This is a genomic window from Streptomyces sp. NPDC107581, from assembly GCF_055657175.1.
This window is the reverse complement of record NZ_JBVKBH010000028.1, coordinates 1-25,109: the sequence shown is the minus strand read 5'-3', so window position 1 is coordinate 25,109 and position 25,109 is coordinate 1. Positions and strand designations below refer to the sequence as shown.

25 protein-coding genes and 3 pseudogenes are annotated in these 25,109 nt (G+C 66.8%); 19 read left to right on the top strand and 9 right to left on the bottom strand.

Annotated features, from left to right (window positions below; genetic code table 11):
• Window positions 1-198: 198 nt before the first annotated feature.
• The 17 genes and pseudogenes from ACZ7P3_RS40665 (at window position 199) to ACZ7P3_RS40585 (ending at window position 17,117) form a co-directional block, all read left to right on the top strand.
• Window positions 199-1,485 (top strand): type III PLP-dependent enzyme domain-containing protein, encoded by a 1,287-nt coding sequence (locus ACZ7P3_RS40665; RefSeq protein WP_472089667.1) that lies wholly within the window; start codon window positions 199-201, stop codon window positions 1,483-1,485.
• 47 nt (window positions 1,486-1,532) lie between these two features.
• Window positions 1,533-2,486: a holo-ACP synthase gene (locus ACZ7P3_RS40660; protein ID WP_472089665.1), complete on the top strand. Its 954-nt coding sequence runs from the start codon at window positions 1,533-1,535 to the stop codon at window positions 2,484-2,486.
• The gene (locus tag ACZ7P3_RS40655) at window positions 2,486-4,036 is read left to right on the top strand and encodes a class I adenylate-forming enzyme family protein (RefSeq protein WP_472089663.1); all 1,551 of its coding nucleotides are present in this window, start codon (window positions 2,486-2,488) and stop codon (window positions 4,034-4,036) included. Before ACZ7P3_RS40660 ends, ACZ7P3_RS40655 begins: the two co-directional genes overlap by 1 nt.
• Before the next feature lie 67 nt (window positions 4,037-4,103).
• Window positions 4,104-4,367 carry an acyl carrier protein gene (locus tag ACZ7P3_RS40650; protein ID WP_099918042.1) on the top strand — a complete coding sequence of 88 codons (264 nt, stop codon included), beginning with the start codon at window positions 4,104-4,106 and terminating at the stop codon, window positions 4,365-4,367.
• Window positions 4,364-5,626 carry a diaminobutyrate--2-oxoglutarate transaminase gene (gene ectB / locus ACZ7P3_RS40645; RefSeq protein WP_472089661.1) on the top strand — a complete coding sequence of 421 codons (1,263 nt, stop codon included), beginning with the start codon at window positions 4,364-4,366 and terminating at the stop codon, window positions 5,624-5,626. The genes ACZ7P3_RS40650 and ectB overlap by 4 nt, the downstream gene beginning before the upstream one ends.
• Window positions 5,627-5,678: 52 nt before the next feature.
• Window positions 5,679-6,224, top strand: a complete 546-nt coding sequence (gene ectA, locus ACZ7P3_RS40640) for a diaminobutyrate acetyltransferase (RefSeq protein ID WP_472089660.1) — start codon at window positions 5,679-5,681, stop codon at window positions 6,222-6,224.
• Between the two features lie 60 nt (window positions 6,225-6,284).
• A complete protein-coding gene (locus tag ACZ7P3_RS40635; RefSeq protein WP_472089658.1) occupies window positions 6,285-7,490 on the top strand; it encodes a cytochrome P450 in 1,206 nt (401 codons plus the stop codon).
• 25 nt (window positions 7,491-7,515) lie between these two features.
• On the top strand, window positions 7,516-7,713 hold the full coding sequence (locus tag ACZ7P3_RS40630) for a ferredoxin (protein ID WP_099918045.1): 198 nt from the start codon (window positions 7,516-7,518) through the stop codon (window positions 7,711-7,713).
• Window positions 7,710-8,951 (top strand): NAD(P)/FAD-dependent oxidoreductase, encoded by a 1,242-nt coding sequence (locus ACZ7P3_RS40625; RefSeq protein ID WP_472089656.1) that lies wholly within the window; start codon window positions 7,710-7,712, stop codon window positions 8,949-8,951. Before ACZ7P3_RS40630 ends, ACZ7P3_RS40625 begins: the two co-directional genes overlap by 4 nt.
• A gap of 63 nt (window positions 8,952-9,014) precedes the next feature.
• Entirely contained in the window at window positions 9,015-9,425 is a 411-nt protein-coding gene (locus ACZ7P3_RS40620) for an ectoine synthase (RefSeq protein ID WP_255918540.1), read from the top strand.
• A gap of 153 nt (window positions 9,426-9,578) precedes the next feature.
• Window positions 9,579-10,352 (top strand): NAD(P)H-dependent oxidoreductase, encoded by a 774-nt coding sequence (locus ACZ7P3_RS40615; RefSeq protein WP_472089654.1) that lies wholly within the window; start codon window positions 9,579-9,581, stop codon window positions 10,350-10,352.
• 82 nt (window positions 10,353-10,434) lie between these two features.
• Window positions 10,435-10,745 (top strand): annotated as a pseudogene (locus ACZ7P3_RS40610) (IS110 family transposase); the annotation flags it as partial.
• Window positions 10,746-11,298: 553 nt separating this feature from the next.
• Window positions 11,299-11,961, top strand: a complete 663-nt coding sequence (locus ACZ7P3_RS40605; protein ID WP_472089698.1) for a DUF6087 family protein — start codon at window positions 11,299-11,301, stop codon at window positions 11,959-11,961.
• A gap of 676 nt (window positions 11,962-12,637) precedes the next feature.
• A complete protein-coding gene (locus ACZ7P3_RS40600; RefSeq protein ID WP_472089652.1) occupies window positions 12,638-13,750 on the top strand; it encodes a polyprenyl synthetase family protein in 1,113 nt (370 codons plus the stop codon).
• The gene (locus tag ACZ7P3_RS40595) at window positions 13,747-14,817 is read left to right on the top strand and encodes a terpene synthase family protein (protein WP_472089650.1); all 1,071 of its coding nucleotides are present in this window, start codon (window positions 13,747-13,749) and stop codon (window positions 14,815-14,817) included. Before ACZ7P3_RS40600 ends, ACZ7P3_RS40595 begins: the two co-directional genes overlap by 4 nt.
• The gene (locus ACZ7P3_RS40590) at window positions 14,814-16,178 is read left to right on the top strand and encodes a cytochrome P450 (RefSeq protein WP_472089648.1); all 1,365 of its coding nucleotides are present in this window, start codon (window positions 14,814-14,816) and stop codon (window positions 16,176-16,178) included. The genes ACZ7P3_RS40595 and ACZ7P3_RS40590 overlap by 4 nt, the downstream gene beginning before the upstream one ends.
• A gap of 204 nt (window positions 16,179-16,382) precedes the next feature.
• Window positions 16,383-17,117: a hypothetical protein gene (locus ACZ7P3_RS40585; protein WP_472089646.1), complete on the top strand. Its 735-nt coding sequence runs from the start codon at window positions 16,383-16,385 to the stop codon at window positions 17,115-17,117.
• Window positions 17,118-17,288: 171 nt separating this feature from the next.
• Here the strand turns inward: ACZ7P3_RS40585 and ACZ7P3_RS40580 are convergent, their stop codons facing one another.
• Complete coding sequence (locus ACZ7P3_RS40580) at window positions 17,289-18,311, bottom strand: aromatic ring-hydroxylating oxygenase subunit alpha (protein ID WP_472089644.1); 1,023 nt, start codon at window positions 18,309-18,311, stop codon at window positions 17,289-17,291.
• Window positions 18,312-18,500: 189 nt separating this feature from the next.
• Between ACZ7P3_RS40580 and ACZ7P3_RS40575 the strand changes: the two genes are divergently transcribed.
• Window positions 18,501-20,030, top strand: coding sequence for a flavin-containing monooxygenase (locus ACZ7P3_RS40575; RefSeq protein WP_472089643.1), 1,530 nt, complete (start codon window positions 18,501-18,503; stop codon window positions 20,028-20,030).
• 120 nt (window positions 20,031-20,150) lie between these two features.
• Here ACZ7P3_RS40575 and ACZ7P3_RS40570 read toward each other — a convergent pair whose 3' ends face one another.
• Together ACZ7P3_RS40570 and ACZ7P3_RS40565 are read right to left on the bottom strand one after the other, a co-directional pair.
• Window positions 20,151-20,417, bottom strand: a complete 267-nt coding sequence (locus ACZ7P3_RS40570; protein WP_472089641.1) for a hypothetical protein — start codon at window positions 20,415-20,417, stop codon at window positions 20,151-20,153.
• Between the two features lie 205 nt (window positions 20,418-20,622).
• A pseudogene (locus ACZ7P3_RS40565) lies at window positions 20,623-21,805 on the bottom strand (ISL3 family transposase); the annotation flags it as partial.
• A gap of 184 nt (window positions 21,806-21,989) precedes the next feature.
• On the opposite strand from ACZ7P3_RS40565, the gene ACZ7P3_RS40560 reads away from it, so the two are divergent.
• Window positions 21,990-22,535: a GNAT family N-acetyltransferase gene (locus tag ACZ7P3_RS40560; RefSeq protein WP_472089640.1), complete on the top strand. Its 546-nt coding sequence runs from the start codon at window positions 21,990-21,992 to the stop codon at window positions 22,533-22,535.
• 22 nt (window positions 22,536-22,557) lie between these two features.
• Here the strand turns inward: ACZ7P3_RS40560 and ACZ7P3_RS40555 are convergent.
• From ACZ7P3_RS40555 to ACZ7P3_RS40530, 6 genes and pseudogenes are all read right to left on the bottom strand, one after another.
• Window positions 22,558-22,764: pseudogene (locus tag ACZ7P3_RS40555) on the bottom strand (ATP-binding protein); the annotation flags it as partial.
• Window positions 22,761-23,183 carry a hypothetical protein gene (locus ACZ7P3_RS40550; RefSeq protein WP_472089638.1) on the bottom strand — a complete coding sequence of 141 codons (423 nt, stop codon included), beginning with the start codon at window positions 23,181-23,183 and terminating at the stop codon, window positions 22,761-22,763. The gene ACZ7P3_RS40550 and the pseudogene ACZ7P3_RS40555, both read right to left, overlap by 4 nt.
• 10 nt (window positions 23,184-23,193) lie before the next feature.
• Window positions 23,194-23,343: a hypothetical protein gene (locus tag ACZ7P3_RS40545; protein WP_472089637.1), complete on the bottom strand. Its 150-nt coding sequence runs from the start codon at window positions 23,341-23,343 to the stop codon at window positions 23,194-23,196.
• Between the two features lie 156 nt (window positions 23,344-23,499).
• Complete coding sequence (locus ACZ7P3_RS40540) at window positions 23,500-23,745, bottom strand: hypothetical protein (protein WP_472089635.1); 246 nt, start codon at window positions 23,743-23,745, stop codon at window positions 23,500-23,502.
• A gap of 114 nt (window positions 23,746-23,859) precedes the next feature.
• Window positions 23,860-24,246 (bottom strand): hypothetical protein, encoded by a 387-nt coding sequence (locus ACZ7P3_RS40535; RefSeq protein ID WP_472089633.1) that lies wholly within the window; start codon window positions 24,244-24,246, stop codon window positions 23,860-23,862.
• 92 nt (window positions 24,247-24,338) lie between these two features.
• Window positions 24,339-24,824, bottom strand: a complete 486-nt coding sequence (locus tag ACZ7P3_RS40530) for a hypothetical protein (RefSeq protein WP_472089631.1) — start codon at window positions 24,822-24,824, stop codon at window positions 24,339-24,341.
• Window positions 24,825-25,109: the final 285 nt, after the last annotated feature.

Below are 25,109 nucleotides of genomic sequence, written 5' to 3'. Positions count from 1 at the left end.
TGAACAGGTCAGGACCCATTTAGGCCAACCGTCCGCCCTTCCTTCGCCGCTGCGAACATCGCAGACTCGTTATCGCCGGACAGCAAACCAGCGAGAGGCGAGTCATGAAAGAGCGAATGTTCATCTCCGATAGCTCACCGGTGGAGAGGGGAATTCCTTGCCTCTCACCCGAAGACGACGGCGGGTGGCAGTGACCGTATGACGACCTCGAAGAACAGTGTCCAGGGAAATTCGATGGCGGATCTCGCCGAGGAGTACGGCACCCCGCTGTTCGTCTACGACGCGAACGTCCTCGCGGACACGTACCGCACGTTGCGCGGCCTGCTCCCCGCCGGCGCCGACATCTTCTACTCGCTCAAGGCGAACCCGAACATCAGCGTCTGCGCCCTGCTGAACTCGTTCGGTACGGGAGCCGAGGTCTCCTCCTACGCCGAACTGGCCACCGCCCTGCGGGCGGGAGTCGACCCTGGCGACATTATCTTCCTCGGCCCCGGCAAGGACGAGAGGGAGCTCACCGCGTGCGTCGAAGCCGACATTCACGCGATTGTCTGCGAGTCACTGGACGAACTCGACCTGCTCGACTCGCTGTTGGCAGCGGCAGGACGTGACGACTTCCCGGTGCTCCTCCGGGTGAACCCGGCCTTCGGCAGCAAGGGGTCCGGGCTGGCCATGGGCGGTAAACCCCGGCAGTTCGGTATCGATGAAGCCGAACTGCGCGGTTCCAAGCACCGCCTCGCGGCCCTCCGCAACGTCCGAGTGAAGGGCGTGCACGCGTACATGGGGACGCGGTTTCTTCACCACGAGGACGTCGTCGAGAACACCCGGCGCATCCTCGCCACCGCGGAGGACCTGGCCGGACAGCTCGGTTTCCCCCTGGAGACCGTCGACTTCGGCGGCGGACTCGGCGTCGCCTACTTCGAGAACGAGGAGGACCTGGACCTCGATGCGCTGGGCGCCGGCCTCGCGGAGGTCATCACCCCCTTCTCGGTGCGCAACCCAGACTGCCGGATGATCATGGAACTGGGCCGCTTCCTCACCGCCACGGCCGGTACGTACGTGGTCCGCGCCCGCTACGTGAAGGAGTCCATGGGAGAGAGCTTCGTGGTGGCCGACGGCGGCACGAACCACCACATGGCGGCCGTCGGTGTCGGCAGCTTCGTCAAGCGCAACTTCCCGGTCCGCCACCTGGAGGACCGGGCCGCCGGAGCCTCGCGCCCCTACAGCGTGACCGGACCCCTGTGCACGCCCAACGACGTCGTGGCCAAGAAGGTTCGTCTGCCAGAAGTACGGCCGGGAGACCTGCTCGCGGTGGAGCGGTCCGGAGCCTACGGGCCGACCGCCTCACCTGGCCTCTTCCTGAGCCACGGCTTCCCGGCCGAGGTGCTCGTCCACGGCGGGCGCGCCCACCTCATCCGGGAGCGCGACACGACGGAGGACCTGCTGGCGAAGCAGCGCCTCGTCGATCTCCGTGCCCCGTCCGCCTGAACACGTGATCCGTATGGACACCTGATCCGAACGAGAACCTGATCCGAATGAGAACCGCAGCGAAGCAAGCTGCGCGAGTCGGACTGGACGTACTCGACCGCTCCGAACTCCGCCGCCTCATCGAACGACCCTGGTTCTTGCGCTTCAGTTTCGCCCTGGAGGAAATAGCCCATGCCGAGGCCCTCGGCGAAGATCGTCGCCTGGAATTCCTGGCCGGTCGGTTCGCCGCCAAAGAGGCTCTCCTCAAAGCCCTGGGAATCGGTTTCCTACAAGGTGTGACACCACGGGAGATCTACGTGGAACACACCGCGCACGGCGCCCCTGTCGTCCACCTCCGCGGACGAGCCGCGCAACTGACCCCGTCATCCGTCTCGGTCTCCATCACTCATAAGCAGAACGTCGTGGCCGCCGTCGCCATCAGCCTCCCCGAGGCCCTTGGTGCGACCGCCGACGACCCTACCGGCGAAGCCGCCGGAAGCGGACGAACCGAACCCACTGCACCGAAGGAGCTTGACGCCGTGCCGCCGCCGAACACTCCCGCGACCGCGACCATCGGGACCAGTACCCGCGACGACCGAGAAGCGCAGACCACCGCCTTCCTCCGCGTACGCGTCGGCCAGGAAGAGGCTCACTACGGGGGCGATCTCGTCGACGGTGCGCGCATCCTGCGCCTGTTCGGCGACCTCGTCACCGAGATCACCGTCCGCACGGACGGCGACGAAGGACTACTGGCCCAGTACAGCGACATCCGCTTCACCGCACCCGTGAGGCCTGGCGACTACATCGAGGCGCGCGCACGGCTGGTGCGCCGGACTCGTCTGCGCCGCGTGGTCGAGCTGGAGGCGCACAAGGTCATCCGCGCCAGCCCCGAAGAGGCCGACAGCGCCGGCGAGGTCCTCGACGAGCCTCAACTCGTGTGCGCTGCGACCGCCACCACCGTTGTACCCCACCGCCGGGCACACACGGCGACCGCCCGCACCCCCACGGCCGAGGAGGCCTGATGCCCCGCACTCCGCAGCTCCTGCACGAGATACTGGACCGAGCCGCCGACCGCGATCCGGAGTCGGCCGCACTGAGCTCACGCGATCGCGGCCTCACCTACCGGGAACTCGCCACCGCCACCACCGCCATGGCCGCCCGCCTGCGGCGCGAGGGCCTGCGGCGCGGCGACCGGATCATCGTCACCGCCTCCGACGGCATCGGCATCGCCATCCTGGTCTACGCCGCCTCGCGCGTCGGCGCCGTCTTCAGCGTGCTCCACGAGCAAGTACGCGGCGGGCCGCTGGAACACGTCCTGCGCGACTGCGAGCCCGCGCTGCTGGTCTCCGACGACCTCGACGCCGGACGGACCGCCGCCGAGCACGGCGTCCGCTCCCTCGGGCTCGACGAGCTCGTGCGCACGGCACTCGACGCGGACACCGCCGAGGCCGCTACCCCCGCCGGTCCGAACGCCCTGAGCGTGGACCCCGTCAGCCTGATCTACACCTCGGGCACCACCTCCCTGCCCAAGGCCGTGGTCAGCACCCACCAGCAGGTGCTATTCGCCGCCACCGCGATCCAGGAGTGCCTGGAGTACCGCAGCGACGACGTCGTCTACTGCCCGCTCCCGCTCTCCTTCGACTACGGCCTCTACCAGATCTACCTCGCGGCCCTCAGCGGCGCCCGACTCCACCTGGCCACGGTCGCCGAGGTCGGCCCCCCGCTGCTGCGCAGCCTGGAGGAGGCGGGCGCCACCGTCCTGCCCTCCATGCCTTCCGTCTCGGACCGACTCGCCTGGCTGCTCAGCCGCAGCAGCGGGGGGCCGAGCCGCCTACGCCTGCTCACCAACACTGGTGCGGCGCTCTCCGAGCCCACCATGACCGCGCTGCGCGCCGCCCTGCCCCACCTGCGAATCCAGGTGATGTACGGCCTCACCGAGTGCAAGCGCACGGCGATCATGCCCCCCGATGGGGACCTGGACCACCCGGGCTCCTGCGGGCTGCCGCTGCCAGGCACCGAGGTCTTCATCGTCGACGACGACGGAGACCGGCTGCCCGCGGGAGAGATCGGCCAGATCGTCGTCCGCGGACCCAACGTCATGGCCGGGTACTGGCGCCGCCCCGAGCTGACCGACGAGCGCTTCCCGCGCACGGAGGGACTGTTCCCCGAGCTGCACACCGGCGACTACGGCTGGCAGGACAAGGACGGCTACCTCTACTTCTCCGGCCGCAGGGACGACCTCTACAAGGAGCGCGGGTTCCGCCTCAGCACCACCGAGGTCGAGGCCGCCGCGACTCGGGTCGGCGGAGTGACCTCTGCCGCCGTACTGCCTCCCGAGGGCAAGCGGACCGCGCTCCTCGCCGTCGTCGCGGACCTCACCGCCGACCAGGTGCGCGAGGGTATGCGGGACCACATCGAACCCTTCAAGATCCCGCGCCGCTGCGTCCGCCTCGACGCCCTGCCCACCAACGGCAACGGCAAGGTCGACCGCAAGAAGCTGGCCGCCCTGATCGAACAGGACCCGCCCGCCTCGGTCACCACAGAGGCCCTCCAAGCGCGCCTGGCCCACTGACCCCCGCACGCCCCACCAGAGCAACGCCCGAGAACGACAACCACCCGACACACGTGAGGAACTGACCATGGACCGCCAGCACGTCGTCACCGCCCTCGAGAACGCCCTCACCGACGTCCTGGAGCGCCCCGTCACCGGTCTCACCGGCGACGTGAAGCTCTTCGCCGACCTGCACCTGGACTCCACCACCATGCTCGAGATGCTCATGTTCCTTGAGGACTCCATCGGCCTGGTCGTCGACCCGGAGGAGCTGGACGCGGACGACTTCGTCTCCGTGGACACCTTCACCGACTTCGTCCTCGCCACACAGGGCGAGCAGGTCGCGGCATGACGCTCACCCAGCCCGACCTCAGCGTCTTCACGACCCTGGAGTCCGAGGTACGCAGCTACTGCCGCAGCTGGCCCACCGTGTTCAACCGCGCGCAAGGTAGCCGCATGTACGACGAGGACGGGCACGAGTACCTCGACTTCTTCGCCGGGGCCGGTTCCCTCAACTACGGCCACAACAATCCCGTGCTCAAGCGCACCCTGCTCGACTACCTGGAGCACGACGGCGTCACCCACGGCCTGGACATGTCCACTACGGCCAAGCGCGCGTTCCTCGAGTACTTCCAGAACACGGTGCTGCGCCCGCGGGACCTGCCCTACAAGGTCATGTTCCCGGGCCCGACCGGCACCAACGCCGTCGAGGCCGCCCTCAAGCTGGCACGCAAGGTCAAGGGCCGCGAGTCGATCGTGTCGTTCACGAACGCCTTCCACGGCATGTCGCTCGGCTCGCTCGCCGTGACCGGCAACGCCTTCAAGCGGGCCGGCGCCGGCATCCCGCTGGTACACGGCACCCCCATGCCGTTCGACAACTACCTCGACGGCAGGACCCCGGACTTCATCTGGTTCGAGCGGCTCCTGGAGGACCAGGGCTCGGGCCTGAACCAGCCGGCCGCCGTCATCGTCGAGACGGTCCAGGGCGAGGGCGGCATCAACGTCGCCCGCGCCGAGTGGCTACACGCCCTCGCCCAGCTCTGCCGCCGGCACGACATGCTGCTCATCGTCGACGACATCCAGATGGGCTGCGGCCGCACCGGCGCCTTCTTCTCCTTCGAGGCTTCGGGCATCACGCCGGACATCGTCACCGTCTCCAAGTCCATCAGCGGCTACGGACTGCCCATGTCGCTCTGCCTGTTCCGAGCGGAGCTCGACGTGTGGGAGCCGGGCGAGCACAACGGCACCTTCCGCGGCAACAACCCGGCCTTCGTCACCGCGACCGCCGCCCTCAACACCTACTGGAGCGACGACACGCTGGAGCAGCAGACCCTGGCGCACGCCCAGACCATCGAGGCCGCGCTCCACGACACCGCCGCACACCACAGCGGATCGGCCTACCGCGGCCGTGGGATGGCCTGGGGCCTGGAGCTCGCCGACCCTCGGCACGCGGGGCGCGCCGCACGCCGCGCCTTCGAACTCGGGCTCCTCGTGGAGACCTCCGGGGCCCACGACGAGGTCTTGAAGCTGCTGCCCCCGCTCACCATCACCACCGACGACCTCGACGAGGGACTGCGCACCGTGCAGCGCGCGGTCTACGAAACGGCGTGACCGCGCCCGCCACCGACATGAGAGACACACGAAAGAAAGGCCCCGACCCGACATGACCACCACCATGCCCACTGCAGCCTCCACGGAGCCGAACACTGCCGAGAAGAAGCGGGCCGGCTTCCGCGCACCGGTCCCCCAGGACGGACCCGCCGTGTGGAAGATGGTCGAGGACACTCCCGGCCTGGACTCCAACAGCCTCTACTACTACTCGCTGTGGTTCCGGGACTTCGCCGACGGCTCGCTGGTCGCGACGGTGGACGACGAACTCGTCGGCTTCCTCACGGGCTACCGCCGCCCCGAGGAGCCCGAGACCTACTTCGTGTGGCAGACCGCTGTCAACCCGCGCCACGGCATCCCGTTCCTCGGCGTCAAGCTCTTCCAGGAGGCGGCCGACCAGCAGGTTGCCAACGGCGCCCGGTACGTCGAGGCCACTGTCTCCGCCGAGAACAAGGCGATCATCATGGTGCTGAAGCAGTACGCGAAGAAGCACTCGGCCCCCGTCGAGACCCGCGTGCTCTTCCCCAGCTCCCTCTTCGCCGACAGCGAGGGCCACCACGACGAGGTCCTGTACCGCATCGGCCCGCTGACCACCGGCTGAACCGGGCCGCCCGTCACTGGTCCGAGCAGCACCGCATCCGACGACTGGGAGCCGACCGCCATGGCCACGCAACCCACGACACTGCACCTCGACATCAGCAACGCCTACTTCCGCATGGACTCCGAGGAGGTGCGGAAGGCACGAGACGCCCACTGGTACGCACGTACGGATTGGGGCATCGCCGTCCTGCGCTACGAGGACAGCAGCGCCCTCCTGAAGAGCCCCCTGTTGACGCAAGGATCGGCCAAGTGGCCCGCCCAGCACGGGGTCGTCGAAGGACACTTCGACGAGTGGTGGCAGAAGACCCTGCTGGTGCTGGAGGGCGGCGAGCACAACAGGATTCGCCGCCTGGTGAACCCCGCCTTCTCGCCTCGCCGGATAGCGCCGCTGCACGCGAAGTTCCAGGATCTGGCGGACGGCCTGGTGGACGAGTGGATCGAGGACGGGCGCACCGAGTTCGCGAGCCGGTTCGCCGCACCGTACGCGACCAGGATTCTGTGCGTGTTGCTGGGCATCGACGAGAACGACTGGAAGAAGATCCACGAACTCGCCTCTACGATCGGCCTCGGCCTCGGCATCACCATCCAGGAGAACATCTCCCGGATCGACCAGGCCATCGTCGAGCTGACCGAGTACGCCGAGTCCCTGGTCCGCAGCCGCAGGGAGTCCCCCAAGGGCGACATCCTGAGCACCCTCGTGGACGCGAGGGACGAGGACGCGGGCAAGCTTTCCGACAAGGAGCTCATCAACCTCATCATCCTGTTGATCTTCGCGGGCATCGACACGACCCGGAACCAACTGGCCCTGAGCGTCGAGGCGTTCTCCAAGCAGCCCGACCAGTGGGAGAAGCTGGCATCGGACCCCGAGCGCTACTCCGCCGCGGCGGTCGAGGAGGCGCTGCGCGTCAACCCGATCGGCCGCTGGATCTCGCGCGAAGCGACGGAGACGTTCCAGTACAAGGAGCGCACGATCGAGAAGGGGACCACGCTCCACCTCTTCACCATGACGTCGGCCACCGACCCGGCCGCGTTCGACGACCCTGACCGCATCGACCTCGACGCCGAGCGCTCCCCGCACTTCGCGTTCGGCGGCGGACTGCACCACTGCCTTGGGCACTTCGTCGCCCGTGCGGACATCGGCGTGGCCCTCTCGACGCTGGCCACGCGGCTGACCGACCTGCGCGTGGGGAAGGACGCCGAGTGGCTGCCCGACTCCGGCAACACGGGGGCGGTTGTGCTGCCCATCACGTTCACCTCGCGTTCCTAGACCGCGCTTCCGATCGGAGGAGACCATGAAGATCACCGTTGACGAGGTCAAGTGCCAGAACCACGGCCTGTGCGCCATCTCGGCGCCGGATCACTTCGAGCTCGACGCCGACGGGAAGCTGGCGTACCAGGAGACGTTCGACGAGGAAAACCTCGATGCGATCGAGGACGCCATCGACTCGTGCCCCTTGCAGGCGATCGTCATGGACCGTGACGCCGCATGACTGGCGCAGCGCCGCGCATCGGCATCGTCGGCTCCGGCATAGCCGGCCTGCGGGCGGCCCAATCGGTCCTCACTTGCGAAACCGGTGCCAGGATCACCGTCTTCGGGGACGAGGCCCACCGCACGTACAACCGGCCGGGACTCACGAAGAAGCGGTACCCGCCGTCGGCCGACCTCAGGGAGGCCATCACTGAGGACCTGAGAGTCAAGGGGGCCGAGACCAGCGCGCTCGACTGGCACCTCGGCACCCGCGTCGAGGCGGCGAACCTGCGCGGCAGGGTCCTGCACCTGAGCACCGGCGGAACGTTCGCCTACGACGGCCTGGTAGTCGCCTCGGGAGTACGCCCGCGGACCGCCGCCCGTGACGACGAGGAGTGCGCCTCACACGCGCACAGGACCCTGCGCGGCCTGGACGACGCCCACTCCATCCACCAGGAGCTCCACAGGAGAGAGGTGGTGACGATCGCGGGCGCCGGGTTCGTCGCGTGCGAACTGGCCTCGTTGGCCAAGGAGTACGGCTGCGACGTGATCATGCTCGAAGCGATGAGGCACGGGCCCTTCGAGAACATCCTGGGCGAGGACGTCGCGCGAGCGCTCGGACGCTGGGTCACCGCGAACGGCGTCACCCTGCTGACAGGCGAGGCAGGGAAGGAGCTCCTCTGCGACCGCTCGGGAAGGCGCTCCGGAGGCGGACACTCGGCGTCGCCTCCCGGGGCGACGTCCGAACGACCGCTCTTCATCGAGGCCATCGGCAGCGTTCCCAACGTGGAATGGCTGGACGGGAACGGCCTGGACCTGTCTGACGGGGTACGGGTCGACGAGTATATGCGCGTACTGGGGTGCGATGGCGTTTTCGCAGCCGGCGACATCGCCCGCTATCCCGACCCGTGGGGCACAGAAAAGCTAACCCGCATGGAATTCTGGAAAAATGCGATTGACACCGGCAATATCGCCGGGAAAGCGCTAGCGTCGTCTCTGGGATACGGATCGAAGATGACCCGGATCGCGTACTTCCCCAGCATGGCTACCGAAGTATTCGGACTTCGCATCCAGATCGCAGGGAACCCCAGGAACGCGGACTCCATGGAGATCGTTCGCGGCGACCTCGAACGCCCCGGTGACGGAGTCCTCGTCACGTACCTGCAGGAGAGCGTGATCGTCGGGGCGGCCTACCTGGACAAAGGGGCCCAGTTCAACCGCCTCTACATCGAGCTCCTGAAGTCGCTGAAAACGCGCTAGCCCTATCGACCTCACCTCATTTGTCATAGCGCCAAGAATTCGAGAACGATCAGGAGGAACATCATGCAGGTTCGCAGGATTTCGGAGATCGAAGGTACTGACCGCGATGTCACGGCGGCGAGCGGCGCGTGGCGCAGCAAGCGCATCCTGCTGGCTTCGGATGGATTCGGGTACTCGGTTTCCGAGACCGTCGTGTACGCCGGAACCGAGACCGACATCTGCTACGCGAACCACGTGGAAGCCGTCTTCTGCATCTCCGGGAAGATGATTCTGGTCGACCGCGACGAGAACGAGGAACACGTCATCACACCCGGCACCCTCCACATCCTGGACGACGCCGACAACCACACGATCAAGCCGATCGAGGACAGCACGTTCCTGTGCATCTTCACCCCGGCCCTCACCGGCCGTGAGGACCACGACGAGAACGGAGTCTATCCGCTGCTGACGGACGAGGTGGTGGAGGCCAAGTAGGCCGCGCCGCGACACCCGCGCATCCCTGGAGTCCCTGCCAGGCCACTGGCGGGGACTCGGCGTCACCGCGTCCGGGACGGTCCCGGCGGCGGGTTGCCCACGACGGGCCGGGCAGGTGCGCACGATCATGGATCTGCCAGAAGGGAACCTGCAGTGAAAGTCCTGTGGCTCACCGCCCACCCCGAACCCCGTTCCCTGAACGGCTCCTTGTACCGCGACGGTGTCCAACACCTCCTGGACCAGGGGCACGAGGTGCGCACCAGCGACCTGTACGCGATGAAGTTCGACCCGGTCGTCAGGGCCAGTGACTTCTCCCACTCCGACGGCGAGCGGCTCGTCGTCGGCAGCGCGGCCCAGCAGGCCTTCGAACGGGGCGCGTTGTCCCCTGACATCGCCGTCGAACACGACAAGTTGTCCTGGGCGGACACGCTCGTCGTGCAGTTCCCGTTGTGGTGGTACGGGATGCCGGCCATCCTCAAAGGCTGGTTCGACCGCGTCTTCGTCGGCGGGTTCGCCTTCGGCGTCCGCGACGCCCGGGGGCGCCAAGTGCGCTATGGCGAGGGGGCGCTCGCGGGTAAGCGCGCGATGGTCGTCGTCAGTGCCGGTGCTCGGGAGGCGAGCCTCGGCCCTCGCGGCGTCAACGGTGAGCTCAACGACCTGCTCTTCCCTCTCCAGCACGGCACGCTGTGGTACGCGGGGATCGAGGTCCTGCCCCCGCTGCTCGTCCACGGAGCCGACCGTGTGGACGAGGCCGCGTACGCCTTTCACGCGAACGTCCTACGCCAGCGTCTCGAGGACCTTCCGTACACCGGACCGCTGCCGTTCCGCCACCAGAACGGCGGCGACTACGACGAGGACCTGGTCCTGCGCCCCGAACTCAACCCGCACGCCACCGGGACCGCCGCCCACTACCGCACTGAGAGCTGACGACGAGGCCGTCCTCGTCACATCAGTCATCAACTGTCGCTCTCTGCACGGGAGTTACACCACTCACCGTACGGACCCGGCCAAACACGGCACGGTGCTGGCCGTGGCCGACCAGCCGGCCTCGATCGGGGCCCTGCCGCTGGCGGTGGCGAGGGACATGGGCTGCCCGGTCGCTTACCTGCCCGGGCTGACGATGCGGCGGAACGCCGACCTCTAGCCCGGCGAAGCCAAGGCCGGCGCGAGGGACGCGTTCATCATCGCCGACGCCGCTCGCGCGATGCGCCACACTCTGCGTGCGATCGACGGCGAGGACGAGACGATCGCCGAGCCGAGATGATCGTGGGCTTCGACGACGACCTGGCCGGCGAGGCCACCAGGGTAGCCAACCGGCTGCACGTCCTGCTGACCCAGATCCACCCCTGGCTGGAACGTGTGCGCGGGCCGCGGCTGCAGCACCCGGCCGTCCTGGCCCTGTTGGAACGCTTCGGTTCACCCGCCCAGGTCCGCAAGGCGGGCAGGCGCCGGCCGGTCACGCTGTTGCGGCCGAAGGCCCCCAGAATGGCCGAGCGACTGGTCGACGAGATCTTCGCTGCCCCCGACGAACAGACCGTCACCGTTCCCGGCACCGCGGCCGCCTCGCTGACCGTCCCGAGCCTCGCCGCGTCGCTGACAGCGGTGCTCGACCAGCCGAAACCGCTGACCGGGCGAATCGAGGAACTGCCGGCGGCACACCCTCTCGACAAAGTCCTGACATCGATGCCGGGAACCGGCGTCAGGACCAAAGCACGCATCCTGATCGAGGTCACCGACACCATCTCCAACCCGGCCGGGCGCATCGGTGAACTCGTCGCACTCGCCGAGCTGCTACAGGTCGCCTCGCGCGGCGGGCATCCGGAGCTGACGCCGTTACTGGCCGAACGCGCCCAGCAGCTCACCGGCGAAATGCCTGCGACGCTCAACCGGTAGGCGCCATGGCCGACGAGGAGGCACTGAGCGGCTGGGCCGCCCGCCGCGATCCACGGCGCCCGCAGCTCGGGGAGCGCCCGGCAAGCCGCGGGGCTCCCACATCGAACCCGAGGAACCGCGAATGATCTCGGAGTGGGGCGCGTTCGGCTGGGTCACGGTCGGCGTTGCCCCCGGCTACGCCTCCACACAGCGGATGCTGCACCCGCACGTCGGGCCGCCCACGACTCCGCCGGCCGGACCACCACCGATGCAGGAGGGGCACCGGCCGCCGTGCGGCATGCCCGGGAGGACCCGGCTGCCCAATAGCCGGTGCGCGGAGCTACTGCGTCTCGGGCCAGGAGGCCAGCACGTCAGCGGTCTCCTCGTCAGTGCGCCAGATCTCAACGGTCACGTTGAGGTCGCTTCAAATGGCGCTTCCACCTGGCGCGGTCGGCGTGGAGCCCACGCTCGTAGTAGGACAGGCAGGCGTGTTCCAGTGCCCGCTCGAGGCCTTCGCGTGGGATCTCGACGGCGGGGACGATCTCGGGACCCTCTTTCGTGCCGCCCCTTTTGCCACGCGCGCGAGACCTGGAGCGGACCCTCTATGGTCCCAGGCCATTCGCCGAGGGGCCTCACGCGTCACACCAGACGCCAACTGCACTGAGCTGCCATTCCGATTCCGCCGCGGCGCACTTCGTAGGTTGTGGACGCGCCAACGCGCGGTGGAGCGCGCCTTGTGTGAGCTGGGGTGATTGGGTCCACAGTGAGGCGGTCCGCCTTGTTCCGTAAAGTGATTCGAGGCACTGATATGGCAACTGCAGCCCATCCGAGTGCCGGCTTCTGCGGCACAGGTGCCGTGCGCACCGCAGCAGTGCGGGGTGCCGGGATGGGGTGGCTAGGGGCCCGATGGTCGCCCGAGTGCGTGAGGCACCCCGGGAGCTGGAAGAATTCAGTATCGGCGTCACCGTGGTCGAACTGTGCCGAGTACTGCCCTTCAGCCCGGCCGCCACGGATGTGGCCGCCCGCCACCGCTTGGTGGTCACTATCGAGGACATTGCGCCACGGCGCGGTGGGCATCGACCTGCTGCAGACCCTCAACGGCCGTGCGGTCGGTCTGCCGGGAATGCGGCTCCGCCTGCCACATGCGTTCATCGCCAAGGACAGCCGCGAGACCACTTTCGAACGAGAGGGGCTGAGCGCGAAGGTCGTCACCACGCCGTCCCGATGGCCCGCTGCACCCAGCGCCGTGATGAGGCGGTCTTGTAGGGAGCATTCCGCCTGGCCGAGTCCGCCGACACCGAGCCTATCCAGACGCACCAAGGCGCAGGGGGTGAGTCGTCATGACTGTGCCCGTCTTTGAACCCGTGCCTGCGCGACCTGTACAGGAGCTACCGGATCCACAGCTGGTGCACCGGCAGGTTACGGGGATCCTGAACAGCTTCATGGCAGGCAAGGTAGCCGCGGCGCGAGAGGAAGGGCTGCCTGTCGATGTGCCCGGGGAGTTGGCCGAGTTCCTGGCAGCGGGGGGCAAGCGGATCCGGTCGTTGCTGTGCGTGCTCGGCTGGTATGCAGCCCGAGGCACTGGCAGCGCCTTGGCAGCCGTGCGTGTCGGTGCGGCGCTGGAAATGTTCCACGCCTTCGCGCTGATCCACGACGACGTAATGGACCACTCCGACACCCGGCGCGGTCGGCCCACTGTGCACCGGGCGTTCGCCGCCCTTCACAGCCCGGGCCGCACTCCTGCGGTGACAGCAAATCTTGGTTCCGGGGCGGCAATCCTGGCGGGCGATCTCGCCCTGATCTGGTCTGAGGAACTCCTCCGAGGCTGTGACTGCGGCCTGGACCAGGCACTCCTTCAGCGGGTGCTACCGCTGATCGACATCATGCGCACCGAGGTCATGTACGGGCAGTACCTCGACCTGGCCGCCACCGGGAACCCCACTCGCGACATCGAACACGCCTTGCGCATCATCCGCTACAAGAGCGCCAAATACACCATCGAACGCCCCCTGCACATCGGTGCCACCCTCGCCGGCGCCGACGATCAACTCCGTGCGGCACTGAGCGCTTTCGCGCTTCCACTGGGAGATGCCTTCCAGCTGCGCGACGACCTCCTCGGAGTCTTCGGCCATCCCGGAAAGACCGGCAAACCGACCCTGGATGATCTACGCGAAGGCAAACACACCGTGCTCATCTCCTACGCCTTGGCTCATGCGGACCATTCCGAGGCGCAGCTGTTGCACGCCCTGTACGGCAACCCGCATCTGGACGAGACCAACGCCACAATCCTGCGCGCGGCGCTGGAAGCCACCGGAGCGCGGGCGGAGACGGAACGCCTGATCGCCGACCGCTACGAACAAGCCGTGACTGCCCTGGAGTCCACCCCCATCCCGCCTGAAGTGCGCGTACGGCTGCACGAACTGGCCGACCAGGCCGCGTGGAGGTCCACATGACGACAGGACAAGCCGCCAGCATCGTTCGGAGCGAGCTGCCCGAGATGTCCGACAACCTTCAAATCCCGAACCTGATCTGCCCATTTCCCGACAGCACGCATCCCGGCATCGACCGGAGCGGAAAGCGCCTGCTGAAGTGGATGACGAAGTGGGATCTGCTGCCGAACGAGGCCAGCGTTCAGCGATTTCTGAGTGCCGGATTCGAGCGGTTTGCTGCCTATACTCACCCATTCGCCGAGGAACTGGATCTCATCGCCGAGTGGTACGGGCACATGTGGACCATCGATGACGCCCTCGACGAGGGAACGGCCGGCGATCAGGTCGAGGTGGCGCGCGACCTGCTCAGACAGATGCGTATCGACCTCAGCACCCCCTCGCCGTATCCCGAGACGGCTCTCGGCGCCGCAATGGCCAACTTGTGGAGTCGAACGGCACCACCCCGCACCGAGCGCTGGCGAGCTCAGATCGCCATGCACTACCGCACCGCCATCGCCTACTCACTCAAGGCCCACGAGCGCAGCAGCCACATCCATGAAACCGAGACGCTGGACACCGTCATCCGGCGCCGCCGCGTGCTGTCCGGCGTCGACATCGCGGAGTCCTTGCTAGAAGTCGCCAGCGGCCATGAAATGCCTCCGGCCATCTCGTGCAGCACTCCGGTACGCGCCGTCCATCTGCTCTTCAACGACATCACCAGCTGGCACAACGACATCCACTCCGTCCGCAAGGAACTCCACCACGGCCACCTGGACAATCTGGTCACCGCCCTGGTGCTCACCCGCCAGTACACCTGGGAAGAAGCCATGACTACCGCAGCAGAGATGACCAACGACGCCACACGTGAATTCCTGATCGCCTGCGATGAGCTGCGCCAGTCCCTCCCCTTCTATGACGTCAGCGAGAAGGACTGGTCCCGCCTCGAGGATTACCTGAACACCCTCGGTGAATTCATCGCCGGGCACTTGCGATGGGACAGAGAATCACCCCGTTATGACTCCGCTGCCCTCTTGGGCGGTCAGTCGACCCGCAGTAAATCGTGCGAGTCGATGGCGGGAGACACACGGTGACCGCCCCCAGCAGGGTGACTCGGGCACCCGGCGGCCTGCCACTACTGGGCCATGCACTGCCGCTGTTGCGGAACCCCCTGCGGTTCCTGACCTCATCGGCCGACAAGGGCGATCTGGTCGCCGTCCGGATCGGCTCCTTCGAGGTACTGCTGGTGTGCGATCCCGAGCTGACTCGCCAAGTCCTTCTCGACGACCAGACCTTCGACAAAGGAGGATTCTTCTACGACGGGCTACGTGAGGTGATCGGGAACGGCCTCATCGTCTGTCCGCACGCCGAGCATCGCCGGCAACGACGCATGGCTCAGCCCGCTTTCCACCGTGAGCGAATGCCTGGCTATGCCCAAGTCATGATCGAACAGATCACCGCCGTCACCGGTTGCTGGAAAGACGGCCAGACCATTGACGTCCTCGCCGAGATGATGACGATCACCTCCGGGACGATCGCAGGAGCACTGTTCGGCACGGCTTTTCCCGCTCACAAACTCGGTGAGCTCCTCCAGGATTTCTCCACCCTCGTATCAGGCGGCTATCGGCGCATGGTTCTGCCCGCGCCGTTGGCCAGGCTGCCCCTACCAGACAGTCGGCGCTATCACCGGGCACGCGCCCGGCTCCGCAGCACCATGGACGCCCTCATCGCCGACCATCGGGCCGCGGGAGCAGGGCGGGACGACCTCCTGTCTCTCCTGCTGGCCACCCACGACACACCCGACCATGACGTTCCCGGCCTGTCCGACGCTGAGATCAGCGACCAGATCATCACCTTCTTCGTCGCCGGCACGGAGACCACCGCCTCCGCCATGGCCTGGGCACTTCATCTGCTGGCACAGGAGCCCCGTATCCGGCAACGGCTCAGGACCGAGATCGACACTGTCCTCGCCGGGCGCACCCCTGCCTTGACGGATCTGCCCACGCTGCCACTGACCTGCAACATCATCATCGAAGCCAAGCGCCTGTACGCACCCATCGCGATGGCGACCCGCATCGCCACAGTCGACACGCAGTTGGGGGAACATTCGATACCTGCCGGCACGACGCTCATCTACAGCCCGTACCTCATCCACCATCGACCCGACCTCTACTTCGAGCCCGAACGGTTCGACCCGGACCGATGGAACGACCAACTCCTGGCGAACCCCTCCCAAAACGCCTACATTCCCTTCGGCAGAGGCGCGCGCAAATGCATCGGCGACGTCTTCAGCCACACCGAGGCATCCCTCGCCCTGGCCACCATCATTGCCCGCTGGGATCTGGAACCCATTCCCGGCCGCAAGGTCCGCCCTGTGCCGGGGGCCGCGTTGAGGCCACGCGGACTGTTGATGCGCACCAGAGCCCGCGAGTCTGTGGTCACTGCAGAGGCATGACCACCCAGTGACGTCATACGCCTGAGGCCGCATGGGGAATGCGCGCGGGCGAAGCACGTCTGACAACGACCGGCCGGTCATCGCGCCGGAACGGGGCGGCAGCGGATCAGCGCTGCGACTCACCGCCAACTCGCAGGACCGCAGCCCGGACGCCGGTTCGCCGACCCATGCCGCGGCCCCGGCCATTGACCTCAGGAGATATGGATGCGCGAACGAGCCTATCTACGCCGAGCAGGCCAACTCGGAATCCTCCCGCCGATTCTGTTGATCGCGGCGGTCGCCGTGGGCGGCCTCCCCTACCCCAACAACAACCTCCAAGGGCACCGCTACCTGGACTATCTCCTCCCGCACCACGTCGCCGAACTTCAGGAGATCATCTGGCTCGCTGTCGTCGGGGCTCTCCTCGGGTTCGTCATCATGCTGGCCCTCGCCTACATCGACCGGGCAGGACATCTGACCGCCCCCGCCCTGTTCATGGTCACCACGGTCACGGCGTACATGGCCGCTACCGTGGCCAGCGCAGCAGTTGCCTACGCCATCACCCACATGGCCCGCGGATACGCCTCCTTCAAAAGCGATCCGGGGAACCAGGTACTGGCCACCTACTCATGGGAGAACGGACAGATCCTCTTCAACCTGAGTACCACACTGGTCGGGATGGCGTGGCTGGCCATCGCCGTCGCCAATCGAGCACACCCCGTCCTCCCGCGCGCATTGGGAACGCTGGGCGCGGCTGCGGTGGCGGCCATGAACTTCGCCTCCCTGGCCTGCCTGTTCATCTCCACCGGACCATGGTCACCCACCTCACCACTCAGCCTTCTGCTCCAGGCAGCCCCCACCTACGGGTGGATGATCGCAGCAAGCGTGGTGCTGCTGCGCACTCCCCGCACCAACTCCGCTACCGGCTTCGGGGAACATGCGAACCACCTCGTGAAATAGACGGTTTCGTCACTGTCCGGGAACCGTAAGACCCCTCAGTGGCCCCTCACAGATACGCCACTTTGCGGGTTCTGCCCGAGGTTGCGTGATGGTTACGCCGTATGACGGAGCGCTGCCGCGCTCCGAGCGTGGGGTCATCGTGGCCCAGGCCGTTTGAGACGCTGTCCTCCCTCACCGTGCGGGGTAGAACTGCCGAGCCCAGTGGCGGAACATGCCGATGGCCTCGTCGCTCACGGCGAGGCGGGGCCGTGGCTCGTAGCGTTTGGTGTTCCAGATCCTCAGGTCCTGATGAACCTTACTGACAGCGGTGCGCAGCATCGCGCGGGCGAAGGCACGGTGCAGGCCGCGCCGTGGGAGCGGCACTACAGGGGCGTCCTGCTTGCGGATGTCCGCACAAGCCGCCGCGACCAGCATGCGGGTGCGCCGAGGCCCGGTTGGTGTGTGCATCGCCCAGAGGTAGCTGACGAGTCCGAGTGAGGGCAGCGGGAGCTCGACGCGGAGATATCCCAGCCCCGCCAGGAGGAACGTATGGTCGGCCTGGATCTTCTGCTTGAGGGCGGGAGGCCGGTCCGGCCCGAGACGCAGTCGCATGCGCAGGAGGGGGCCTTGGGTCGTGGGCGGGGCGAGTTCTTGCACGGCCACGTGGTGCAGGATGGGCAGATGTCGGTAGTCGAGGGTGTTCTCGATGATCTCCTGGGCGTAGGTGTGCACTTCCGTGCTCCAGGCGGCTGTCGGAACGACTCCTACCGGAGCGGTGTCGGGGATTTCCCAGGAGGGTGGAGCGCCATCCGGTTCGTACCAGGTGAAGAGGAAGCCGTTGCCCTCGCTGATGGTGTGGTGTTGCAGGCGGGCGCGCGGGGGCGGGCCGACGGGCGTGCCGACGCAGGTGCCGTCAGGGGCGAAGGCGAAGCGATGGAAGGGGCATAACAGGTTCTGGCCCTCCACGGTGCCGCCCGCCCCGAGATGAGCGCCCAGATGTGGGCAGTAGGGATGCACTGCGCGGGGCCGGCCGTCGCGAGTGCGGTAGAGGACGATGTCCTCGTTCATGAAGCGGCGCGTCAGGACTTTACCGGGGGCCAGCTCTCGTGAACGCGCCAGGCAGAACCAGCCACTGGGATAGGGCAGATGCCGCCCCGGCTCATCGACGTCGGCGTGCGCACTGCGAGACCGGGGCAGTTTGTCCCTCATCGTCATGACTGGCAGCCAAACACAGAAAACCGACTGACATTTAGCTCACTAAGTAAGATCACCCCTATGAGGTATTTATCGGCTGTATAGCCACATACGCTCGCGGACGACTCTAAGATTGGTTGCTCTGAGTAAGTGGTTGGGGGCGGTTCGGCATAAGTACCGGGTCGTTCACGAGGCAGGCAGGGGGCGCCGGTGACCGACGACAGCTTCGACAGCGCGGGAAATGAAGCCGAAGTCGTCGTCATCGGGGCCGGCCTCTCCGGCGTGGCCGCCGTGATCGCGCTGCGCCGGGCCGGATTCGACGACGTCGTCGTGCTGGAGAAGTCCGGCCGCCTCGGCGGGACTTGGCGCGACAACACCTATCCCGGATGCGGCTGCGACGTACCGTCGGTACTGTACGAATACTCCTTCGCATCCCACTCGTGGAGCCGGGGCTTCGCCGAAAGATCCGAGATTCTCGACTACCTCGACACCACCGCGGCAACGCACCGTGTGGACAGGGCGATCCGCTACGACACCGAGGTGCTGAGCATCCGCTGGCACCCAGGAACTCACCACTGGAACCTGCAGACCACGTCGGGCACGTACACCGCGCGCGCCGTGATCGTCGCCACCGGCCCTTGGCATCGGCCCCACCATCCTGACATCCCCGGCCTCGACACCTTCCCCGGCACCGCCTTCCACTCCGCCCGTTGGAACCACGAAGTCGACCTGACCGGACAGCGTGTCGCAGTGGTGGGCACCGGAGCTTCCACCGTCCAGTTTCTGCCCGAGATCCAGCCGAAGGCGGCTCATATCGACGTCTTCCAGAGCACACCGCAGTGGGTGCTTCCGAAACCTGACTACCCCCTCCCTCCGGGTCTCCACCGTTTCTTCGCGCACCATCCGGCAGCGCGCCGCGCACTACGCGGACTGCACCACTGGGCCCAGGAAGCCATCGGCTTACCCCTACGCCACCCCCGCCTGCTGCGGCCCTTGGAAGCCCTGGCCCGCTTCTATCTGCGTACCTCGGTACGGGACCGCGGCCTGCGGCAGGCCCTTACTCCTGACTACCGCTTCGGCGGCCGCCGCCTGATTACCTCCAACACCTACTACGCCGCCCTCACCCGGCCCAACGTGCGGCTGCATCCCACCCGCGTGACCGCTGTGGATGGCTCCGACGTCATCGGCGCCGACGGCACCCGCACCCGCACCGACATCATCATCATGGCGACCGGATTCCACATCGGTGACATCCCCCTGGCCCCCCAACTGCACGGCAACGACGGCACATTGGCACAAACCTGGGCCGACAGCCGTCGCGCCTACCTGGGTACCAGCGTCAGCGGATACCCCAATCTCTTCCTGCTCATCGGCCCGAATCTGCTCACCGGAACCACCGCCGTCCCCACCATCCTTGAAGCCCAACTCCGCTACATCACCACCGCCCTCAACCACCTGCGCACCAGCGGGTCGTCCGCACTGGATGTCAAGACCGAGGCCGAAGCAGCACACCAGCAGGCCCTGCACGAGGCGCTGCGCAACACCGTCTACAACACCACCGGCGGCACCGGTTACTACTTCGGCCTCCCGGGCATCAACACCTTCTGCTGGCCCTGGTCGACCGCCAAGCTCGTCAAGCGGCTGCACTCCTTCGACCCGGACGTCTACACCTGGACGCTGCCACTGCCGACCCAGGCCAGCGCCGAGCGGGATGGTCTGCCCACCCACCGGTCGGCCTGACCCAGGCAGGTCCCTCCCGGTCTCCGACCATGCCCTCTGGCAGCGGGTTGCTGGTGCGTTGGGCGAGGCTTCCATGCGAGTGGGGCATCAAACGAGTGCACAGGCTCTGCGTTCAGGGGCTCAGCGTTCGACTACCTCAATATGATGCTTCAGCTCCTCGAGGATACGCGTCGTATCGCCGCCTGCGGGCATACGCCAGTCGGACTCGATGCCCTTTTCGACAGCGGGCTCTGAGCTGAAGCGGATCAGGTTCGGATCGGGCAGGAACGAGTCACGGAGCCAGGCGATGAAAACAGCCGCTTCATGAGGGGTGTTGTCCGTAACGACGATGGTGTCGCGGCCTTCGTTGCTGGCAAAGCCGGTGAACTCAATCCCGTCCTCTGTCACAGCCCAGAAGGACAGCCGCAGTTGCCGGCCCTGCCGGGTCTCGTAGCGGACTTCGGAAAAGCAGCCTCGAGAGCGGAACCGAAGGACGCCAGGTCGAGATTCCAGCCGCTGGGGTTCCTGGCAGATGCGTAGAGCGGGACTGTAAGACGTTCGGGTCTGTTCCGTAGTCGGTGGTGGCGGTGAGTGTGGTCAGTCCAGGAGGATGGCGGTGGCGGAGGAGGGGGAAGCTCGCGCGGCCGTACATCTGGCGCTTGATCAGTTTGGTTTTGTTGTTGACGCCTTCGGTGCCGCCGTTGTGGTGCGGCAGGGTAAAGGCGGCGTCGACTGCGGCGCGGTCCTTTTCGAGGCCTCGAGTGAAGGCATGTAGGTGGGGCAGGTCCTCGGCCTGGGCCGAGGCGATCCAGGTGCTCAGCAGGGGCGGCATTGCCGTCGGCGGGATCCAGCAGGGTGGCGAAGCGGTGGACGAGGTCGGCAAGAGCAGTCATCTCCTGGCAGGCAGCGCGGGCGGCCTCGGTAAGAAGTCCGACTCCGCGCTCGCGCAGGGCGTGGACCTGCTGCCAGCGCTCGCGGGTGGTGGCGGCCTGTCTTCCCTCGCCCGGGGGCGGGCCCGCTTTCGCCCAGCAGGTGCTGTGCGCGGCGACCTCCCTGCGGACGGCCTCGGCGAGGTTGTGCCACAGGTGCCAGCGGTCGCTGATCTGGACCGCGTCGGGCAGGGCGCGGCGGACCGCCTCGGCATAGGCGGCCGATCCGTCCCGGCACACGGCCTCAATGCCGGGATGCCTGCGCAACCAGGCTTCCAGAGTGGCGGCTTCGCGGCCGGGCAGTACCTCGATTCGCTCACCGGTCTCGGCGTTGATGATGATCGTGGCGTAGCTGTGCCGACGCCGCAGGGCGAAGTCGTCGACCCCGATCACCCGCGGGGTCCGCACCTCAGGCACGGGCACCCGCCGCAGCAGCCGCAGGGCGGAGGCGTACGACACTGGCACGGCCAGCGATCGGGCGAGTCGGGCGGACGCCCGGCCGCATAACTCCTTGACCAGCTCAACGAGCTGGCCGGTCAGACGTGTGGTGCGGCGCTGATGGCGCTCCAGAAGCCCGGGGATCTGCTCCCGGAAGGTCTGCCGCCTGCAGCCCAGGACCGGACAGACCAGCCGTCGTATCCTCACCCGGACCACGACCTGCCGGCCGTCGACCGGCACATCCCGCACCGTCCGGCCGTGATACCCGTGGACCCTCCCCGTCACCACCCCGCACACCGGACAGGGAACGGGAACGTCCCGGGTCCGAGCCGACACCCGGACCATCTCGCCACCGTCCGCCACTTCCTCGATGACCAACGCCGACAACCCCGAAAACACCGTTCCTACAAGCGTGTCCGCATCATCCACGCTCAATGATCACAGGCAAGCACTCACCGTCACCACCGACTACGGAACAGACCCGAACGTCTTACAGTCCCGACGGCGACGGAAGCTGGTTCACGTCCCTGACACGAGCCCGGCTCCCTGGCGGGGGGATCGACTGCTGGGAAACCGACGTGACAGGCGATGTCTGCTGAGGAAGACTCGCGTCGTGCGCGATCGTGTAGATACCTCCTCTGGCCTGGTGCTGCGGAGATGGAAGGCCGAGGACGCCTGGGCGGTGATGACCGCGTTCGCGGATCCGCTCATGCGTGCCCAGTCCATCGAGCCGGTCGATTCTGTCCAGGCCGCCGAGCGGTGGCTAACGGCCCGTGGTGACCAGTGGGCTGCGGACTCTTCCTATTCCTTCGCCGTCGTCGACGGCGGTGGCCTCGTTCTCGGCCAGGTGCGTGTTGGCCCAGTGGACCGGCGCCATGCAACTGGATGGGTGTCCTACTGGACGACGGCAACGGCCCGTGGCCGGGGCATAGCGTCCCGTGCCTGCCGTGCTGTGGCCCGCTGGGCTTTCGACGACGCGGAACTCTTCCGGCTGGAGCTTGGGCACCGGGTGAACAATCCCGCCTCATGCGAAGTTGCTCGCGCGGCCGGCTTCGCGGTGGAAGGACAACAACGACAGAAGCTCGAATACGACGGTGTCCGCTTCGACGTGGAATTCCATGCCCGCCTGGCAACGGATCCGGAGCCCGTTTCGTTGTGAGGCTCTCCCCTGAGTGTCTGTATCAGCTGACCTTGGCGGGTTCTTCGGCTCGGGCTCGGGTGCTGGCCAGGCGGTAGGAGTCGGTGCCGGTCTCGATGATGGTGCCGTTGAAGGTGAGCCGGTCGACGATGGCCGCGCAGAGCCTTGGGTCGGTGAACGTCTTGGTCCAGCCGCCGAAGGACTCGTTGGAGGCGATGGCGACGCTGTTCTTTTCCTCGCGTTCGGTCAGGTCTCCTCCGGAGACGGGCGGCCGGCCCAGACGTGCTGATCGCGCAGGGCCTGGCCGAGGTGCGCCAGGCTATTGATGAGCGCTGGGTCTGGAGCCTTGTGCAGGTAGTACGGCGCCCGGGTCGCACGGCGCGCCTGGATCCACAGCTCCCGGCCGCGTGCCTCGGCGGCGACGAGGGTGTCGGTGAGTTCCTCCTTCTTGGACATGGCGGTCTTGATGAAAGTCTCGATGGTGTCCCATGCGGGGACGCTGGCGCCGGAGGCCGCGCGTTCGAACGTGGCCTTCGACGGCTCGCCGTTCACGCGGTCGGACATCTCCTGGTAAGTCAGGCCTGCTTCGGTCTTGCGGACCCGTAGGAAGAGCGCGAGCCGTGCGCAGGCCGGCACGGTGCGGTCCACGGGGTTCTCGGGGCGTCCCATGGCGGCCGCTTCAGTTGTCAGAGCTGTTGTAGTAGGCGCGCATGAGGCGGCCGCGGGCGCGGCGGCCGCCGGTGACGGCCACGACGAGAATCGTGGCGCCGATGCCGTCGGCTCCGGCGAGAAGGCCCAGGACCTGGCCGACGCTCAGCGCAAACGACACAGCCCCAGTTCACACAACATGGCCTCCTCGCTCGAACCACCCACCTGGCCTCTCAATCAATCAGCAACACACCAAGTCAGACAGCACCCGGCACTCCAACAAGCTCCCTCCGAGCGTCAGCGCTGTTCGAGCTGAGGGCGCCGTGATGCCGGGTGGTCACAACTGCTCCACCACGGCAGCGGTGATCACCGCCACAAGGTTGTCGGTCCAGCAGTCGGCCTCCTTGGTCGCCACCTCCGCACCGCAGCCGGCACACACGAGGTTGGGACCGTCCTGCCAGGCGGGCCCGCAGCACCCGCTGAGACGGTGACGGTCGGGATGCGGCACCATGTGGGGCACGTCGTCGGGGTGGAGGATCAGCAACGAGCCGTCGAAGCTGGGCGTGTACGTTCCCCGTGCCATACGGGGTGAGACGACCTCATGATTAAGCGGACGCTCCGGGCCTCGTTGCGGCATCCCCTGCCGGACGTCCCCGGTGAGCGGCCGACGACAATTCGCACAGAGAAATACAGTCAATTATTCACCGGCCCCGGGCGGGGTAAGCCTGTCCGCTGACTCTGCGAATTCCACCAGGCCATCCTCGGAAACCGCGATGGGCATGGCACCACCGGCATCGGTGATCAGCCACCCCAGGACGTCCTGCGTGACAGGCCCGTCGTCCTCGTCGTCCCATGTCGCGCGCCAACCGTTTCCAGGCAGGACACCGACCACACGACCCGCCCGCTCAAGGCGTACAAAATCGGCATAGGACGTCACAGATCTGAGAGTCCCCGCCTGCATATCGACAACGAGAGCGGAACCGGTCGCCGGGTCCCACGCTTCGACGGGACGCATGCGCGCCATTTCCCCTCCTTCGACGCCGGAGAAATAAGCGGTCCATCCCGTCTTGTTGAAGTACTTCACACCTGTCTCCAGAATTCGGTGTCATGAAATCCGCAGGACCCCTGCCGCACAGGTCGCGCGGTAGGGGACCATCAGCCGGAGCCTACCTCAACTCACTCGAACATCCTGTTGATGTGCGCCGTTCGAAGCGTCCCATTCTCATTGATGATCACGCGAATACCGGATTCCGGATATCCGCCATAATTGGGACTGAGAGTTCCTATTTTGTCACCGAAAGCATATTCATAAACCGTTCCGGTCCTCGGTTCTCCTGTTTTGGGATCCGGGGTGTTCGGCTTGCCGGTGCCTCGCTCGACCGTCTCCATGATCCGCTGCTTGACAAGCTTCGCCTTGCCGGTGAACAGCCCCTTGCTGTCATCGACTCCCACCCCACCTTGCCTGTGGTTGTCGACAATATGCTCCCACGACTTCGGGTCATCGAAGAGCTTGGCGCTCGGACTCTCGGCGGAGGAAGCGGCACCGTCAGCTTCGCGGAATGCCTTTCCTTTAAGGGCTGTCCCGTTATCGGTGTCCCTGTTCGACGTAGGGTCTGCGGAACGGCGCTGCGGCGCTGCTGCATCGGCGACATGAGAGGGCATCGTTGAATCCGAACCCCACCTGCTGCTTCTGCTATCAGGTCATCGATCTCGACCAGGACGGGGCCGCGACCGAGCTCAGGCTGGGCGCGGTTGACTCAGTGCGAGGCGGTGCCGTGCGGCAGCAGGCCTATTCACACTCAGACTGTCTGCGTGAACGGATCCACCCGAACATCGACTTGTGGTTTGAGTTCTGAGACGCCATCCGCTTTCCGAACGTGATCGGTTGGTTCGGGTTGGGTGGGCATGGACTCCGGTTTGTGGCGGGAGAGATGGGCGTGGTTCGTC

What these genes read in the sequence shown, in the direction of transcription:
- ACZ7P3_RS40655 (WP_472089663.1), top strand. Translation starts at nt 2,486, where the DNA reads ATGCCCCGCACTCCGCAGCTCCTGCACGAGATACTGGACCGAGCCGCC.
- ectA (WP_472089660.1), top strand. Translation starts at nt 5,679, where the DNA reads ATGACCACCACCATGCCCACTGCAGCCTCCACGGAGCCGAACACTGCC.
- ACZ7P3_RS40650 (WP_099918042.1), top strand. Translation starts at nt 4,104, where the DNA reads ATGGACCGCCAGCACGTCGTCACCGCCCTCGAGAACGCCCTCACCGAC.
- ACZ7P3_RS40585 (WP_472089646.1), top strand. Translation starts at nt 16,383, where the DNA reads ATGCGCGAACGAGCCTATCTACGCCGAGCAGGCCAACTCGGAATCCTC.
- ACZ7P3_RS40530 (WP_472089631.1), bottom strand. Translation starts at nt 24,824, where the DNA reads ATGCCCTCTCATGTCGCCGATGCAGCAGCGCCGCAGCGCCGTTCCGCA.
- ACZ7P3_RS40625 (WP_472089656.1), top strand. Translation starts at nt 7,710, where the DNA reads ATGACTGGCGCAGCGCCGCGCATCGGCATCGTCGGCTCCGGCATAGCC.
- ACZ7P3_RS40665 (WP_472089667.1), top strand. Translation starts at nt 199, where the DNA reads ATGACGACCTCGAAGAACAGTGTCCAGGGAAATTCGATGGCGGATCTC.
- ACZ7P3_RS40540 (WP_472089635.1), bottom strand. Translation starts at nt 23,745, where the DNA reads ATGGCACGGGGAACGTACACGCCCAGCTTCGACGGCTCGTTGCTGATC.
- ACZ7P3_RS40580 (WP_472089644.1), bottom strand. Translation starts at nt 18,311, where the DNA reads ATGACGATGAGGGACAAACTGCCCCGGTCTCGCAGTGCGCACGCCGAC.
- ACZ7P3_RS40595 (WP_472089650.1), top strand. Translation starts at nt 13,747, where the DNA reads ATGACGACAGGACAAGCCGCCAGCATCGTTCGGAGCGAGCTGCCCGAG.
- ACZ7P3_RS40600 (WP_472089652.1), top strand. Translation starts at nt 12,638, where the DNA reads ATGACTGTGCCCGTCTTTGAACCCGTGCCTGCGCGACCTGTACAGGAG.
- ectB (WP_472089661.1), top strand. Translation starts at nt 4,364, where the DNA reads ATGACGCTCACCCAGCCCGACCTCAGCGTCTTCACGACCCTGGAGTCC.
- ACZ7P3_RS40620 (WP_255918540.1), top strand. Translation starts at nt 9,015, where the DNA reads ATGCAGGTTCGCAGGATTTCGGAGATCGAAGGTACTGACCGCGATGTC.
- ACZ7P3_RS40635 (WP_472089658.1), top strand. Translation starts at nt 6,285, where the DNA reads ATGGCCACGCAACCCACGACACTGCACCTCGACATCAGCAACGCCTAC.
- ACZ7P3_RS40660 (WP_472089665.1), top strand. Translation starts at nt 1,533, where the DNA reads ATGAGAACCGCAGCGAAGCAAGCTGCGCGAGTCGGACTGGACGTACTC.
- ACZ7P3_RS40630 (WP_099918045.1), top strand. Translation starts at nt 7,516, where the DNA reads ATGAAGATCACCGTTGACGAGGTCAAGTGCCAGAACCACGGCCTGTGC.
- ACZ7P3_RS40550 (WP_472089638.1), bottom strand. Translation starts at nt 23,183, where the DNA reads ATGGGACGCCCCGAGAACCCCGTGGACCGCACCGTGCCGGCCTGCGCA.